The sequence below is a fragment of the Metabacillus niabensis genome, from assembly GCF_902829255.1.
GTDB classification, from domain to species: Bacteria; Bacillota; Bacilli; order Bacillales; family Bacillaceae; genus Metabacillus; species Metabacillus niabensis.
In genome coordinates, this window is record NZ_CADEPK010000222.1 from 1 (window position 1) to 15,900 (window position 15,900).

General features: G+C 35.7%; 16 protein-coding genes, 1 pseudogene and 1 riboswitch. Of the genes and pseudogenes, 5 read left to right on the forward strand and 12 right to left on the reverse strand.

What is annotated here, in order from left to right; all coding sequences use genetic code 11:
- Nucleotides 1–87 precede the first annotated feature (87 nt).
- Both HU235_RS14390 and HU235_RS14395 read right to left on the reverse strand, forming a co-directional pair.
- Entirely contained in the window at nucleotides 88–261 is a 174-nt protein-coding gene (locus HU235_RS14390; protein WP_174880635.1) for a hypothetical protein, read from the reverse strand.
- A gap of 89 nt (nucleotides 262–350) precedes the next feature.
- The gene (locus tag HU235_RS14395; RefSeq protein WP_095301489.1) at nucleotides 351–455 is read right to left on the reverse strand and encodes a YjcZ family sporulation protein; all 105 of its coding nucleotides are present in this window, start codon (nucleotides 453–455) and stop codon (nucleotides 351–353) included.
- A 235-nt stretch (nucleotides 456–690) separates the two neighbouring features.
- On the opposite strand from HU235_RS14395, the gene HU235_RS14400 reads away from it, so the two are divergent.
- From HU235_RS14400 to HU235_RS14410, 3 genes are all read left to right on the forward strand, one after another.
- A complete protein-coding gene (locus HU235_RS14400) occupies nucleotides 691–1,251 on the forward strand; it encodes a copper resistance CopC family protein (RefSeq protein WP_145581811.1) in 561 nt (186 codons plus the stop codon).
- 3 nt (nucleotides 1,252–1,254) lie between these two features.
- The gene (locus tag HU235_RS14405; RefSeq protein WP_145581810.1) at nucleotides 1,255–2,337 is read left to right on the forward strand and encodes a copper resistance D family protein; all 1,083 of its coding nucleotides are present in this window, start codon (nucleotides 1,255–1,257) and stop codon (nucleotides 2,335–2,337) included.
- 234 nt (nucleotides 2,338–2,571) lie between these two features.
- Nucleotides 2,572–3,957 (forward strand): amino acid permease, encoded by a 1,386-nt coding sequence (locus HU235_RS14410; RefSeq protein ID WP_174880636.1) that lies wholly within the window; start codon nucleotides 2,572–2,574, stop codon nucleotides 3,955–3,957.
- Between the two features lie 199 nt (nucleotides 3,958–4,156).
- Here HU235_RS14410 and proB read toward each other — a convergent pair whose 3' ends face one another.
- Complete coding sequence (proB, locus tag HU235_RS14415; RefSeq protein WP_174880637.1) at nucleotides 4,157–5,287, reverse strand: glutamate 5-kinase; 1,131 nt, start codon at nucleotides 5,285–5,287, stop codon at nucleotides 4,157–4,159.
- Nucleotides 5,288–5,364: 77 nt separating this feature from the next.
- Nucleotides 5,365–6,213 carry a pyrroline-5-carboxylate reductase gene (proC, locus tag HU235_RS14420; protein WP_095301484.1) on the reverse strand — a complete coding sequence of 283 codons (849 nt, stop codon included), beginning with the start codon at nucleotides 6,211–6,213 and terminating at the stop codon, nucleotides 5,365–5,367.
- A 617-nt stretch (nucleotides 6,214–6,830) separates the two neighbouring features.
- Here proC and HU235_RS14425 point away from each other — a divergent pair.
- A complete protein-coding gene (locus tag HU235_RS14425; protein ID WP_095301483.1) occupies nucleotides 6,831–7,589 on the forward strand; it encodes a SurA N-terminal domain-containing protein in 759 nt (252 codons plus the stop codon).
- A gap of 97 nt (nucleotides 7,590–7,686) precedes the next feature.
- Here HU235_RS14425 and HU235_RS14430 read toward each other — a convergent pair whose 3' ends face one another.
- The 7 genes from HU235_RS14430 to HU235_RS14460 all read right to left on the reverse strand — a co-directional run bounded on the left by HU235_RS14430 (nucleotide 7,687) and on the right by HU235_RS14460 (nucleotide 14,541).
- On the reverse strand, nucleotides 7,687–8,391 hold the full coding sequence (locus HU235_RS14430) for an SAM-dependent methyltransferase (protein WP_095301482.1): 705 nt from the start codon (nucleotides 8,389–8,391) through the stop codon (nucleotides 7,687–7,689).
- Between the two features lie 215 nt (nucleotides 8,392–8,606).
- Entirely contained in the window at nucleotides 8,607–9,611 is a 1,005-nt protein-coding gene (locus HU235_RS14435) for an ABC transporter substrate-binding protein (protein WP_174880638.1), read from the reverse strand.
- Complete coding sequence (locus HU235_RS14440; protein ID WP_174880639.1) at nucleotides 9,608–10,360, reverse strand: ABC transporter permease; 753 nt, start codon at nucleotides 10,358–10,360, stop codon at nucleotides 9,608–9,610. The genes HU235_RS14435 and HU235_RS14440 overlap by 4 nt, the downstream gene beginning before the upstream one ends.
- Nucleotides 10,357–11,127: an ABC transporter ATP-binding protein gene (locus tag HU235_RS14445; protein ID WP_174880640.1), complete on the reverse strand. Its 771-nt coding sequence runs from the start codon at nucleotides 11,125–11,127 to the stop codon at nucleotides 10,357–10,359. Before HU235_RS14445 ends, HU235_RS14440 begins: the two co-directional genes overlap by 4 nt.
- Nucleotides 11,120–11,794, reverse strand: coding sequence for a thiaminase II (gene tenA, locus HU235_RS14450; protein WP_174880641.1), 675 nt, complete (start codon nucleotides 11,792–11,794; stop codon nucleotides 11,120–11,122). The genes HU235_RS14445 and tenA overlap by 8 nt, the downstream gene beginning before the upstream one ends.
- Nucleotides 11,795–11,941: 147 nt before the next feature.
- Nucleotides 11,942–13,234 (reverse strand): acetylornithine deacetylase, encoded by a 1,293-nt coding sequence (locus tag HU235_RS14455; protein ID WP_370877226.1) that lies wholly within the window; start codon nucleotides 13,232–13,234, stop codon nucleotides 11,942–11,944.
- Between the two features lie 139 nt (nucleotides 13,235–13,373).
- A riboswitch (TPP riboswitch) is annotated at nucleotides 13,374–13,474 on the reverse strand.
- 89 nt (nucleotides 13,475–13,563) lie between these two features.
- Nucleotides 13,564–14,541 carry a bile acid:sodium symporter family protein gene (locus HU235_RS14460; protein ID WP_174880643.1) on the reverse strand — a complete coding sequence of 326 codons (978 nt, stop codon included), beginning with the start codon at nucleotides 14,539–14,541 and terminating at the stop codon, nucleotides 13,564–13,566.
- 186 nt (nucleotides 14,542–14,727) lie between these two features.
- On the opposite strand from HU235_RS14460, the gene HU235_RS14465 reads away from it, so the two are divergent.
- On the forward strand, nucleotides 14,728–15,579 hold the full coding sequence (locus HU235_RS14465; RefSeq protein ID WP_174880644.1) for a VanW family protein: 852 nt from the start codon (nucleotides 14,728–14,730) through the stop codon (nucleotides 15,577–15,579).
- 110 nt (nucleotides 15,580–15,689) lie between these two features.
- On the opposite strand, the pseudogene HU235_RS14470 reads toward HU235_RS14465, so the two are convergent.
- Nucleotides 15,690–15,900 (reverse strand): annotated as a pseudogene (locus tag HU235_RS14470) (hypothetical protein); the annotation flags it as partial.

The following is a 15,900-nucleotide window of genomic DNA, read 5'->3' on the forward strand; positions in this document are numbered from 1 at the left end:
TTAGGACTTTTTGGAAGTGGCCCGCTTGTAATGAAAAAAAAATCTTTTTTAAAATATCCCTCTTCCCCACAATAAAACAAAAAAGGTCTAATACCCCCACCCCTTTTCCAAATTACCTAAAAACAAAGCTCCCCAACCAATAATAAAAAAAATAAAAAAAACAACATTAAAACAAACTCCTCTCCCATCCCCGAACCCCCCACCGCCATAGCCGTAGCCGCCGCAGCCATAGCCGCCGCCGAATCCATATCCGTAACCCATTATAATTCCTCCTTTTAATGGTTTATCACCAAAATGTTGACTACCTAAATAACGGACTTATTTATAATAGTCAAAACCAAAACAAAATTTTAGTACCCAACGAAAGCTGCACCGACAATAATCAATAAAATAAATAATACAACAATTAACGCAAAACCAGCGCCATAGCCATAACCTTTACCTGTACCACTCATAAAACAACACCTCCCTTTCGTTGTACTAATACATTATGTAATTAGGGAGATGTACGTAAGGGCATTCGCACAGAGACATGCTTTTTATTTTTTGCTATGTTAAAAATGATTGTTGATTTTTAACTTTGTTTTAAGTGTCAAGTTTGCTAAATTGTAAGAAATGCGGGTAAAATGAAGAAGTTATAATGATAAAATGATTACTGTTATGAATATTAGAAAGTTAGGGTGAAAAATATTGAAGAAAATACTTTTTATAATGATATGTTTCGTTTTATTTTTTCCATTTATGGCATCAGCACATACAACGCTTGAGTCATCAACACCAAGTGCTGGCGAGGTAGTAACGACGGAATTAAAGGAAATAACACTTGAATTTGCGGGTGAAATTGAAAATAAAAGCACATTTACATTGAAATCAAATAACGACGTCGTTCAAGTAGACTCCATTACAGTTGATGGAAAAACTTTAACAGGACAAATCCCAACACCATTAAAAAATGGCGAATACACAATTACGTGGAACATTGCGGCAACAGATGGACATTTGTTATCAGGAGAAATCCCATTTACAGTAAATATCCCGAACCAGGAGGAGTCTGAAGTTCAAGAGGATCCAGCTGCCGAAACTGATGATGCCCAAGTAAATGAAGAACAATCACCTCAGGTAGACAATGATACTGATTCAAATAATGAAGAAAGCGATGATAACCGTTCTATCATTTCAACTGTTTCAATAATCGTCTTAGTCATTCTCTTAGCAGTTGGAATAGGAATTTTAATCCGTAAAAAGAGGTAGGATATGAATCAATTAATACCAATTACCGAATACATAACATATATGTTATTTTCATACTTGGTAGGCTATGTCTTCCTGCAGTTTATTCCTAGCTCTAAAAAGCCTGAAACGACCGCTTCAAAACAGAGTGTATTAATAGCTGTATTAGGAATCATCATTTTCACTTTTCTTCCAGTGCTTCAGGTGATTTCCTTTTTTTCGACAGAGGGTCTTTTCAGCCTTACATCCTATTCTATTTTAACTGAATTTCAAGTAGGAATAGCATGGTTATACGGTAGCTTCTTTGCCGTTTTCTTATGGATGATTATATATGTTGAAGGATCAAAATATATCCAAGCAGCCCTTTTATTCGTGATGATTATTTCAATCGGATATGCAAGCCATTCAGCTTCAATTTCGTTAATCCCTGGACTAATCTCACATTCGCTCCATTATTTAGTTATTACAATATGGGTAGGTGTTCTAATTCATATTGGCTGGCTGTCAAAAAATACAATTCATTGGCAAGCATTTTTACGTTGGTTTACACCATTATCTATTACATTATTTCTCATTACCATTGTAAGTGGTGTTTCCCTAATGCTTCTTGCAGTTGACTTAAAGGACTATGTCAACGCTTGGGCACTTCCATATGGACAAATGCTGTTATTAAAACATTTAAGTATTATTCCTGTTTTAGCGTTTGCGGTAATTAATGGCTTTTTATCACGAAAAACGAAGCATGATAAAACATTTAATCCAAAGAAATGGATTCAGGCTGAGACTATTTTTCTTATGCTTATCTTTTTCATTACCGGTGTTCTAGGAACCTTACCACCGCCACACCAAGTAAATGCAACAGTCGTTCAATATGGTCCTGCTTCTTGGGTGCAATATTTAATTGGACAAGATATTGTTCCTCCATTTCTTTTTCACATAACACCTGGGCTTCAAGGTATTATGTTGCTTACGATAGCAATCCTTTTTCTAGCGATGATTTTCATAAGCTTTTATAAAAAAATTACACCGTGGATTGCCCTATGCTTTGGATTATTTTTCGTCATAGCCACCTATCTCGGTCTAATGATGTCAGTGAATATCCAATAATGATAGCAGCTTTCATTTTTATAATGAAGGCTGTTTTTCTTTGCTTCGCTTTTAATCTGGATTTCCCGTTTCCAATTCGCTCATCTAAATGGAAAAGAATATACAATATAGGCAAAATTTTTTGAAGATTATTATATTACGATATATTGACTTTTAGAAATTATGAAAATATACTAAACTTTGTGCTTTTTATTAAGTATTTATATTTTTGCAAAAAAACATCTTGGAGGAAATATGCGTTCACTTTTTAGAAAAAAATCAATTACACAGCTTATCCATCAAAGTCAGCAGCGCACACTTGAGCGAACACTTAGTGCGATCGATTTAACAATGTTAGGAATTGGAGCTGTAATTGGAACAGGTATTTTTGTTTTAACAGGTGTGGTTGCAGCAGAGTCTGCTGGTCCTGCATTAATTATTTCATTTATATTATCGGGGATTGCTTGTGCATTAGCTGCATTTTGCTATGCAGAATTTGCTTCAACCGTACCTATTTCAGGCAGTGTGTATACATACACATATGCTACGCTTGGAGAGCTCTTTGCTTTTTTAATCGGCTGGGATTTAATTCTTGAATATTTAATTGCGATAGCCGCTGTTGCTACAGGGTGGTCTGGTTATTTTCAAACCCTCCTTTCCGGATTTGGGATTCACTTCCCAAAAGAATTATCCTCTGCACCTGGAGCAGGTGAAGGAGGAATCATAAATTTACCAGCGGTTATTATTATTTTCCTAATTACAGCATTATTATCTAGAGGGATGAAGGAAAGTAAACGAATCAATAATATTATGGTTGTAATAAAGCTCGCAGTTATCGTTGCATTTATTATTGCCGGAATATTCTATGTAAAGCCTGATAACTGGACACCTTTTGCACCGTTTGGCTTTGAAGGAATCATTACAGGTGCTGCAACAGTGTTCTTTGCCTATATCGGGTTTGATGCTGTCGCAACAGCTGCTGAGGAAGTAAAAAAACCACAGCGCGATATACCGATCGGAATTATTGCTTCTTTAGCAATTTGTACAGCGTTATATATGATCGTATCATTAATTTTAACGGGAATGGTTCCATACACTCAATTGAATGTAGCTGATCCTGTATCATTTGCTCTACAATTTGTCGGACAAAACACAATAGCAGGTCTGATTTCCGTAGGTGCCATCACAGGAATTACAACCGTCCTTCTCGTTATGGTATATGCGCAAGTACGCGTTTCGTTTTCGATGAGCCGTGATGGATTACTTCCTAAAAAGCTTTCAAAAGTTCACCCGAAATTTAAAACACCGTATTTAAATACGTGGATCACAGGCTTTATCGCTGCAGCACTTGCTGGATTTATTGATTTAACAACATTGGCACATTTAGTAAATATCGGAACATTAGCTGCCTTCACATTAGTCTCTATAGCAGTCATTGTTTTAAGAAAAACACACCCAACGTTAAAGCGAGCATTTAAAGTACCTTTCGTACCAGTTTTACCATTGATTAGTACGATATTATGTATTCTTTTAATGACAAGCCTTCCTGCGGTAACATGGAAAGCCTTTATCATTTGGATTGTGATCGGATTAATTATTTATTTCACATATTCACGGAAGCATAGTCAGTTGAATAAATAAATTATTACCGCCTTAGTTTCGAAAACTAAGGCTTTTTCTTATGTCCATTGGTAAGTCATATGAACATTCCCCTTACATTTTTTTCATCTGCTCGATCTTTCGCATGAATGTCCTTAAACACTCAGATAACAACTCAAGCAACACAAAAAAGACCGACATCTAAAATGTCGATCACGATATTTAGCTACTTCATATATTCTTACAGACCGACCGGTAGTGATAATTCAAGTTCACAAACTAAGTCATCAAAATGAACAATCTCATATTTTTCATGCTCTTTTTCAGTTTGTTTACTTATTTTGATTATCTCATCACTCGAGTAATTAACTACACCTAAGCCGATGCGTTCGCCATTTTCGTCGATAATCCGAATGACAGCACCTTTGTTAAATTGGCCCTTTACTTTCATAATATCTGAAGAATAAATACTATGATTATGATCAGCGATTGACAGTTTTGCAGGCTGATAAATGACGAGTTCTCCTTTTGGGCCTGAATGAAAAGCAATCCACTGTCGTTTTTGATTTAAATTTACTGTTTCATCGGTTACTTCAAAATAAGTTCCTTTTGCTTTTCCGCTTACTGCATCAATTAAAATATTCGGAATACTTGCTTTACCTAGAAATGTTGAGATGCCCGATGCCATCGCGATTTTAACTGCATCGATTTTTGACTTCATGCCTCCAGTGCCTACATGGCTCCCCGTCTCACCAGCACCTGCCTCTATTTCGGGAGTAATTTCATACACTTTTTCAAGTAATTTTGCTGCTTCATTTTTACGAGGATCTGAATCGTACAATCCATCAATATCTGATAAAATAATCAATTGTTCAGCACCAACTAAACCGGCGACCTTTGCGGAAAGATTATCATTATCGCCAAATTTCAAGCGGTCTACTGTGACGGTATCATTTTCATTGACGATTGGGATAATGCCTCTTTCTAATAAAACATTTAATGTATTTCTTACATTGTTATAGCGATTTTCATCCGAAAAGTCACTACGGGTAATGAGAATTTGTGATGCTATATAGCCATGAGATAAAAAAATTTCTGAATAAGCCTCGATTAATAAGCCTTGCCCAATTGAGGCAGCTGCTTGTTTTTCAGGTAAAGATGTCGGTCGATCAATAAGCCCTAGCTTACGATATCCAGCAGCAACTGCTCCAGATGAAACAAACACAATTTCATATCCCTCATCTTTCAGCTTTGCCACTTCATCTGCTAGCTTCTCTAATTTACGACGACTTATTTCTCCATGTCGACTTGTTAATGAACTACTTCCTACTTTTATTACAACCCGTTTTTTGTTGTTTAATTGGGTCGACATTGTATCACTCCTGAATTAGTAATCTCTTTAGAATTGGACGTAAAGCTTAACGATACGATTAAATTTGCGCTTCCACTCTAATCAATACTTACTAAAATGCTATCTTTGATTTGAACACTTATTTCCTTTGAGCGTTTTGTTGCATACTCAACAGCTTTTGAGATAGCTAATCCGCCTTGATATACTTCCAAAGCACTTATTCCAGCAGCAGTTGTTCCATTTGGTGATGTAACGTTTTCTCTAAGTAAAGTCGGCGACTCTTCCTGTTCCTGAACCATTTTTGCTGCCCCTACAATCGTTTGCGCAATGATTTGTCTTGCGTTTTCTACCTCTAGTCCTGCTTTCAATGCTTCCTTTTCCATATATTCCATGAAATAATAAAAATATGCTGGGCCACTTCCGGCAATGCCTGTAAAAACATCCATCTTTTGCTCATCGATTATAAATATTCTCCCAATACATTCAAGCAAAGATTTCGCTAATTGGATTTTCTCATCAGTTGTATGAAGACCAGGGGAAATTGCTGTCGCAGATTCGCCAATCATACTTGACGTATTTGGCATAACTCTAACAACTTGTTGGTCATTTTGAAGAATTTGTTCAAAATAAGATGTTGGGATACCTGCTAAAACAGATAATATGAGCTGATTTGCTTGAATATGATGCTTTAGCGTTTCGATTGCTTTCGCAACATCCTTTGGTTTCATCGCAAAAATAAAAATATCTATTTCAGTTAAGGAAAGCTGATTTTGCGTTAACCCAATAACACCATATTTGCTTTCTAATTCGCTTAAACGCTTCTCATTCGTTCGGTTAGTAACAATAATTTGTTTTGGGGAAATTTTTTCTGATTGAACAAAACCTGAAATCATCGCTTCAGCCATGGAGCCTGCGCCTATAAATAAAATCTTTTTGTCAGCTAACATCTCATCTCTCCAATTTCTAAAATTTTGTAAAAAGGGATTAAGGAATAAAAAACGATTTGTCTTTTACGTTTCAATGGTAACATGCTGATATATTTATTCAAGGTAAGACAATAAGGTTGTGAGCATTTCTTCCAATTAGTTAGTGAAAGCGTAAACATCTATTGTTAAATGACGATAAGGACTGTTAATAAGTCATAATCACTTGTCATCGCTTATTTTTAAGTTTTATTGAGTGAAAATTCAATCACTTCATACCATAACAGGAAGAAATTTCAAATTTTTAATAGATTTCTATCATTTATTCAATAGTTAGTTCCTACTCGCTCAAAATGAAGTTAAGCGATGTTTACACTGCCACCAAATATATGGGGAAATATGGTTTAATAACAAATAATTAGAAATCTTTTTTTAATCCTACTATTTATCCTTTTATTTTTCTTCTAACTAGTATACAATTCGACTATGTCCGTCTAAAATAGGCGTGACTTAAAATTTTCGGCTCATAACCTTTCTTACCTGAGGCAAATGAGAGGAACTATATTTATCCCAACTAAAAAAGCGCCTAATAAAGAGATTAACGGGATATTTCTTGGTCATTAACGAAAGGAGAAATATTAATGAAAAAATATGTTTTATTCTTATTAATCGGATTATTCACCTTTTCACTCACTGCATGTAATGATGATGAAAAGAAAGAGTCAGCTAATACTGCGGAAACTAAATCAGATGAAGAAGCAGCTGCAGAAGCAAAGGAAATGCAAAAAAAGCTTGATAAGCAAAAGGTTGAAGAAAATACCGTCGTTGCGATCGTAAATGGTCAAGAACTTAAAGGATCAGATTATAATGCACAATTAAATATAGCACAAACGACGTTTCAACAGATGGGACAAGACCCAACAACTGATGAAGTCGCAAAACAAGTGAAGGATTATACGCTCGAAAACCTTGTTGGACAAACTTTATTGATGCAGGAAGTTGATAAAAAAGGCTATAAAGCAACAGATGAAGCCATTAATAAGAAGCTGGAAACAATTAAAGGACAATATAAAGATGAAAAAGCGTTTGAGCAAGCGCTAAAAAATAACAACATAACACTTGATGAGCTAAAGAAGCAGATCTCAGATGAAGTAAGATATAGTCAATATATCGAAAATGACTTAAAGGTTGAAGAAGTAAAAGAGGAAGATGTAAAAAAATATTACGATACAATGGTTAGCTCATTAAAGGAATCTGATGATAAATCAACAGAAGTTCCAGAGTATAAGGATGTTAAAGAAACATTAAAGGTAAATTTAGAATCCCAAAAAACTCAAGAAAAGCTAAGTGAAAAGGTTGAAGAATTGAAAAAAGCTGCGAAAATTGAATTAAAGATTTGATGCAGATTTTTCAAGTTGCCTGCTACTAGCTCTAGTTCATTAGATAACAGATTACAAAAAGAGCAGTGAGAAAACTATCTCACTGCTCTTTTTAGCTTCACGATTTACGTTTTTTATATAGCTTTAACATCGTATTTGCATGTTTTTGAAATTCATATGGTACATTTACCTCTTCATAATCGATGAGATCCTTTAATTCAGCTAATAGCTGATCGATATAAGGTGAGCGCTTCCCTTCTAAATCTACTAGCGGGAAGATCCGTACTTCATTTTTTGTTACTCGAAGCAATTCCTTTATAGTTTCGATATGAAATGAATAATCTAAACGATCACCGTACGTAAAGAGAAAATGTGCTGATAAGGTTATATTAAATTGTTCATTTTGAAATGGTAACTGTGGCAGAATTGCAGTTACATATTTACTAGGGAATTTCCCAAAATGTTCGACAAAATCTAGCAATGCATTTTTGCGATGTTTGTTTAATTGGTCAAGATTCTTATGAAACTCCCAAACATAGGAATCCTTCACATCATTCATACTCCCAATAACATGATGAATATCATGAAGCCCCTTCTTTTTTATTTGCTCAGCAGGAATCGAATAGACAAGATCACACGCAGTGACATCATATCCCTTTTCAGATGCAATTGCGGTAAAAGAACATGCTCCAGCTGGACAGTCTAAAATTTTCTTCCCGTTTAATAGTTCTTCATTCAAAGAGAACATCTCCATGTATTCCTCATAGCTTCGTCCAATAAATACAATTCTGTCTAAATCTAATTTGTTCTCAACTCTACTCATCTCGTCTCACCTTTCTTTCAATAAAATTAACCCCTAACACCAATTAGTGTAAGGGGTTTTATTGTCTGTTACAACCATTTTTTGAAATGCTATGATAAAGGTTAGTGTTGATAATTTTATGCACTTCTGATCGGAAAAGCTACGTGAGACGAATGCTTGAATCGGAAATCAATAGCCAACCAAGTTAAACAGAGTGTTTTGAAAAATCCCCTAGCTTATTCTCCTACTTTTATAAAGATATCTTCAAGCTTTGGTTCTTTTTCAATTAACCCAGCATCCTTCATCCAGCCTATTATTTCCTGCCATTGCTCTTTATCTTGGCTGCCAAACTGTTGCTCTGATTTCATTAATGGCAGTAAAATATCTAGGCTTTGCACCTCAACTTCCTTTTCTAAAGGAAAATTAGCTTCGTCCTGATTTTTCAATAATATTTCTAACGCTTCCTTTGGGTTCTTTGCTGTATATTCATAGCCCTTCGTAGCAGCTCTCCAGAACGCTTCAATGCTCTCTTGTTCTTTTTCCCATGTTTGGTCACTTGTTACAGCGATGAGCTCATAATAGCTAGGGATATTATAATCGGTCGGATTTAGATTTCGAGTTTCATAGCCTTGATGCTTTAAAACTGGAACTTCATGATTTATATATGCCCCAATGACTGCATCTACTTTATTCGTCACAACAGATGATCCTAATTCAAATCCAACATCAATCATTTTTACTTTATTCGGATCTCCTCCATCTGCTTTTACCATTGACTGAATTAATGACTCATTTAACGGGATACCAGGATACCCAACTGTTTTTCCTTCTAAATCCTTAGGTGATTGAATATCACTATCTTCATTAAAAATAACACGATTTAATGGTGAGCGAACAATCGCACCAACTGATTTAATGTTTACATCCTCATTTGCTCGAGCTATTATAACATCTGGTTGATAAGAGATTCCGAGAGTGATTTTCCCTGCTGCTGCTAAATTAATTGGATCTGTTGGATTCGCGGGAAATTGAATATCGAGACTAATTCCCTCTTCTTCAAAATAGCCTTTTTCTTTTGCGACATATAAAAAACTATGAACAGCATTTGGATACCAATCAAGCATAATGCTAACCTTTTTTAATTTCTTATCTTCTTTATTTTCTCCAGCAGTTTGATTACTTCCACAAGCTGTTAATAAGCCAAAGATGCTGATTATTAAAACGATGACAAACTTTTTCAATCGAATTTCCTCCATTTAAGTATATTTTTTTCTACGATTACAACGATAAGAAATAATCCGATTCCAACTGCTGATAACAACACAATAGGCGCAAATACACCAGCACCATCAAATTGTGTCATCATCCGTCTGCTAAAATACCCTAACCCTGCCTGCGAGCCGATCCATTCCCCGATGGCAGCCCCAATGACACTTAGAGTAACGGCAACCTTTAAACCTGAGAAAAAATAAGGACTGCAAGCTGGCACCTGAAGCTTAAAGAAAATGTCCTTCCTATTGGCACCCATTGTTAATAATAAATCCTTATAATCCTTACTCGCCCTTTTTAGACCGTCATATGTATTCACTGTTATTGGGAAAAATGTAATCAGTACAGTGACCATAACCTTACTCCAAATGGAATAACCGAACCAAAGCACAAAGATTGGTGCAAGGGCAATAATCGGGATAGTTTGAGATGAAATGATAAGCGGATAAAACGTTCGTTCAACCGTCTCACTTAAGCTCATCCATACAGCGAGCCCAACCCCAAAGCAAACTGAAATGAGGAGGCCTATTAAGATAATTCCAAGCGTTGCAGGCAAATGTTCAACGAATAGAACGACCTTTAACTCCCATAGCTTAACGATAATATCTGTCGGAGAAGGGAGAATAAATCCCATATTCACTACTCTTGCACCTATTTCCCAAATAATAAGCAGAACGAAAACAAGAAGAATCGATGACAAATAATTTTTTACAGTTTTCATATTTTCACTTTCTTTCGTAACAGGTCATACAAAAAGTCCTTTTGCTCAAGGATCTTAGGTTCATTTAAATCTTTCAGCTTCCTTGGTCGTGATAATGGAACAATTACTTCTTCTAACCTTCTTGCTGGTGTATCGGTAAAGATAAAAATTCGATCAGATAAAAACAGCGCCTCATTTACATCATGGGTAATGAAAAGAATCGTCTCCTTCCGCCTTTGCCATTGAGCTAATAACCACTCCTGCATTGTTACTTTTGTAATGGCATCAAGCGCACTAAAAGGTTCATCTAATAGCAATACTTTAGAGCCGCTCAAAATTGTTCGTAGGAAGGAAACACGCTGTCTCATCCCTCCAGATAATTCATGGGGAAACTTTTTTTCAACCCCTAAAAGTCCAAAATCATCTAAGAGAACAGAAACCTTTTCATAGGCTTCCTGCTTTTTTAATCCCTTTATTTCAAGTGGGAGAGCTGCATTTTCCATAATTGTTCGCCATGGAAATAATAAGTCATGCTGTGGCATATAACCGACTTGACCTAGTCGTTTCGTTGCTAGCTTATTGCGGAGGAAAATTTCCCCTTCTGTAGGCTGTTCAAGTCCTGTTACTAGTTTAAATAACGTGCTCTTACCTGAACCGCTTGGACCAATAATGCTGACAAACTCCCCTTCATTTATATGAAAATCAAAATCTTGTAAAATTGATTGCTTCCCCTTTTCCGATTCATAATGAAAGGAAACGTTTTTGAATTGCAATGCTAAATTATTCATCAAAAGGCCACATCTCTTCATGATAGGCCATATCCCAAAACATGTATTCAAATCTCGTTGTGTTAAGGAAGATGTCCTCCAAATGTCTAAGCTCTGCATCGGATTTCCCCTCTGCTAATTGATCCATTAAATCGATACACCAATTGGCAAGCTTTCCAAACTCATCAGATGCATACATTCGAATCCATTCACCGTAAAATTCATGTTCACTCGCACCAGGTTCCTCATTTAATATTTTTCCAATTTCCCAATAGCTCCACATACAAGGCAGGAGTGAAGCTACAAGTTCAGCAAGTGTACCATTTTGACTTACTTGTAACATATAGTGTGTATAGGCAAGTGTAATTGGTGATGGTTTAGCTTCTTCCAGCTCCTTAGTAGATATGTCAAACCTCTTTGCATATTGTCGATGTAGCTCCATCTCTTCATGTAATGTCGCATCAAGTAACTTTGAAAATCTCCCCATTGTTTCAAGATCCCTTGCCTTAACAGCTCCTAACGCAAACACTTTTGCATATTCAATTAAATATAAGTAATCTTGAATCATGTAAAATCGAAACTTCTCTTTAGCTAATGTGCCATTCCCTATACCTTGAACAAATGGATGAGTATGATTTTTTTCCCATATTGGTAAAACCTTTTCGCGTAACTGCTCAGTAAATTTCATTTGTTAGCCTCCTAAAGTTTTAAACTCGTTAACGCCAGTTATTAATTGAAATGAAAGCTGTATAGACTCCTGAGGAAAAAGAGCGTATTAAAGATGCTTCTACCTCTATCGGTAAGCGAAGCAACTAAAAGAGTATCAACTTCAAAATTAGTTTATTGTGATTACATTTGTTTTCGTATGACACCAATCATAAATAAATGATAATAGTACCTTTGTATAAGCTACTAGCTGTTCAATTGACACTTGCTCATTCACGGCATGTGCATGTTGTAAATCTCCTGGGCCATAAATGACTGTTGGTATCCCTGCTTCACCTAACCATCCACCATCTGTTACAGTTGGCGAGACATCAACGATTGCTTGCTTATTCGTTATATTCTGATGTGCCCCCTCCAGCTGTTTCACCCCTGGATGATTTGGGTCAATCTGTAACGAAGGAAAAATTTCACCCCTATCAACAATCATAGACTTACCACCCCATTCAAATTGCGGTGGATTTTCCCTTAACCAAGGATCAGCGTGTGCAACATGCAAAATATGTTCCTCAATCTCCTTAATGATTTGTTCATGTGATTCATCTGGATAATAGTGAACAGTTATCCAAAGTCTACATTCATCAGCTATAAATGCTGCATGTCGACCACCTTCAATGACAGCGGGGTTTATCGTATTTGATCCTGGTGCCATTTTTGGGTAGCTTTTCATGACTGCCCAATGCCGTTCAAGCTCCTGTAAACCAGCAATAATTTTTGTCATTTTTTCAATCGCACTTGCACCTTTAAGCTTTCCACCCGCATGGATCATTTGTCTTCTTGTTGCATCATGAAAGGTCTCGGTACTTTTTACGGTTATCCACCCTGTAATAACTCCTCCTTGACCTTGAATATGTAAATCACTCGTATCAACAACGATTGCAAAATCAGCTTTATACCCCCGTTCACAGCATTGTAAAGTTCCCGCTTCACCGACCTCTTCTCCAATAACTGACTGGAATATTAAGCTACCAGGCAATTCCACACCTGCTTCATGAAGTAATTGGATTGCAAACATTGCTCCAGCTAATCCTCCCTTCATATCAGCTGCCCCCCTCCCAACCACTGCTCCATCTTTCACATATGGTTGAAACGGATCTTTTTCCCAGTTTTCATCCTCACCTACTTCAGCAACATCGATATGGCCATTGATAATTAAGCTGTTGTACTGTTTTTCATGCTCTCCTTTTAAAACCCCAACAACATTCGGATCATTTGGATAAACATCCCACATATCGATCGAAAACCCTTTTTCACGTAAAAAGCTAGCTACAAAGTGCTGAGCATCTTTCGTATTTCGTGCTGGTGGAGCAGGTGTTTTAAATTCAATAAGCTTTTTTAGTAATGAAATTAATTCATCCTGTCTTCTGTCAACCTCGTTGATAAGCTCGGAAATTCTATGTGACAAATGTAACGCTCCTTTCATTTCTTTTTTATTGAAGTAGTTTTAGCCAACAAAAAAACCACTCCCGCAGAGAGAAGTGGTTTGAAATGTAAATATGATAGGCAATTTATACGAAAAACATGCACAAATATGCAATTCCATTATCATTCAAACACCTCTTCCCTACGCTAGTATTATCTAGATCAGGTAATAAGGGTCAAGACAAATGTCTCTCTCAGCTATAAAGCTCCCCTAGTGGTGAAATCTATTAAATTTTTAAAACTCAAAATCTGTTTAACTAATTATCAATATTAATAACACAATCTACTAAGTTTGGCAAGAAGGAACGACCATTAAGAAATATTCATTTTATTATCAACAGGGTTAACGGAAATTGATTTTCTTTCGAAGCGATCAAATAAAAAACCAAAAATAGATGCTAAAACCTGTTGAAATAACATACCGATAATAACCGGAACAGCCACAGCTGCCGGAAAGTATTGAACAGCAATAACCGCACCTGCACTTATATTCCGCATTCCACCAGTAAAAATCATGACTGCTGTCGTATCTCTGCTTTGCTTAAAGCATTTTCCAATGAACCAAGCGATTAAATAGCCTATAAAAGCAAGAGCAAACACTGTACAAGTTATTAGCAATAATTTCCCTGTTATATTTACTAAATATGGAGCAACGACGGCACCATTAATCATTACGACAAAGCCAAGTCCCAATTTTGAAAAAGGCGCTAAAGCTGCACCAACCTTCACGCTTTTTCCTTTTGTCCATTGATGAATAAGCATTCCGAGTATTGAAGGAATAACAACCATAAAAAATAATCCATTCATGATTGAGAATGTATTAATCTCTACCTTTTGTCCAACTAATAAAGCTAATGTATGTGGCACAAGAAACGGCGATAAGATTGTATCAAATAAAATAATCGCTAAAGCAAGCGGAATATTTCCCTTATAAATAGTCACCCATATAAAGCTCGTAATCCCGGTCGGAATGACTGCTGCTAATATAAGACCAGTTATCGTAAATTGGTCGTTCGGAAATATAATATGTCCTGTACACCAGGCGATAATCGGCATTATTATATGTAAGATGAGCAAAACTAAAACAAATGGTAAAGGACTTTTTAATACACCCTTTAAGGAGGATAAACTCGAATTAAGACTCCCAGAAAATGTAATGAACGCAAAAATCCATGGGATTAAAAACGACAGTGACACAAATTGTTCCGCAAAAACGACGCCAATTACGACGCTCGTTGGTGTGATAAAAGGCATTAATTTTTCAAGTTGTTTATTAATTGATTGAAGCATAAAATTTCTCCTACTTTTACTGTTCACTTTTCTTACGTGAATATTCTTCTATTGTATCAAAGATTTTTGCTCATGTATGCTTACTTAAATTATTACACCTCTTGTTTCCAATTATTCTTAAACATAAGTTTAGCGATATTAACTAACACTATTTCGTAGAACACTCATTTTTAGTGAGGTGAAGTAATGCGTTTTTTTGCGTTTATGCTATTCATTTCTCTTTTTACAAGTACGATGGCTGAAGAGGTTTCGCTTACCTTAAATGGTATGGAAGTGCAAACAATAAGTCGTTCTGATTTCGCACTATATCCTTTTTCAGAGCTTTTCCTTGATCAAGATAAATATGACAATTTAGTAAAGGAATTAGAAGGCAGTGTTTACGAAAAGCCACAAAATGCTTCATTAGACAAAAATGGAAATATGATTAGCGAAAAAAATGGATACAAGCTTAACCGCAAATTATTCAAAAAAAAGTTTAATTCCTTCTTTTTTTCTAAAAATAACGAAACAATTGAAATTCCGCTCCAGACGATTTATCCAAAAGTTGATAGTGAATTGCTTGAGAATATCAGTCAAAAACGAATTAGCTTCTATAAGACAACCTTTAATCCGAAAAATAAAGAAAGGGTGCAAAATATTCACTTAGCCTCAAATGCAATTAACAATTATGTTCTATTTCCTGGAGAAACATTTTCGTTTAATGCGATCGTTGGAGAACGAACAACGGAAAGAGGATATTTACCAGCCCCTGAGATTGTTAAAGGTGAATTAACTGAAGGAATTGGTGGGGGGATATGTCAAGTTTCCTCAACTCTATTCAATGCAGTTGACATAGCAGGGGTAAATATTGTAGAACGATATTCACACAGTCGGAATGTCACATATGTTCCGCCAAAAAGAGATGCTACTGTTAGCTGGTATGGACCTGATTTCAAGTTTCAAAACCTCCATCAGCAACCTTTGCTTATTCGTTCAAAAATCGTAAACAGTCACGTCATCATTGAAATCTTCTCTTCTGAAACATTTAGTATTCAGTAGAGAAGGCACTAGTGACATTTCATTTCAAAAGTTTATTGGTGTACATTGATATAAAAAATAGCACAGTTGTTTAAACTGAGCTATTTTTTATATCTTAAATAAGATTCATTTTAATCATTTAAATAATGTATATTCGCTTCATCATTTTGAACAAATACTTTTATATCCCCTAATGTTTTTTCGTTAACTAAAACCTCTATTTCCCAAATTCCTGATTGCGGAAAGGAAATAGTAGTTGATGAGAGTGAAGCTGGGATATCCCCGTTTATTTTTTTGTCCTCTGATAATGTTTTATAACGATTTAAAGGAATTGTAGTATAA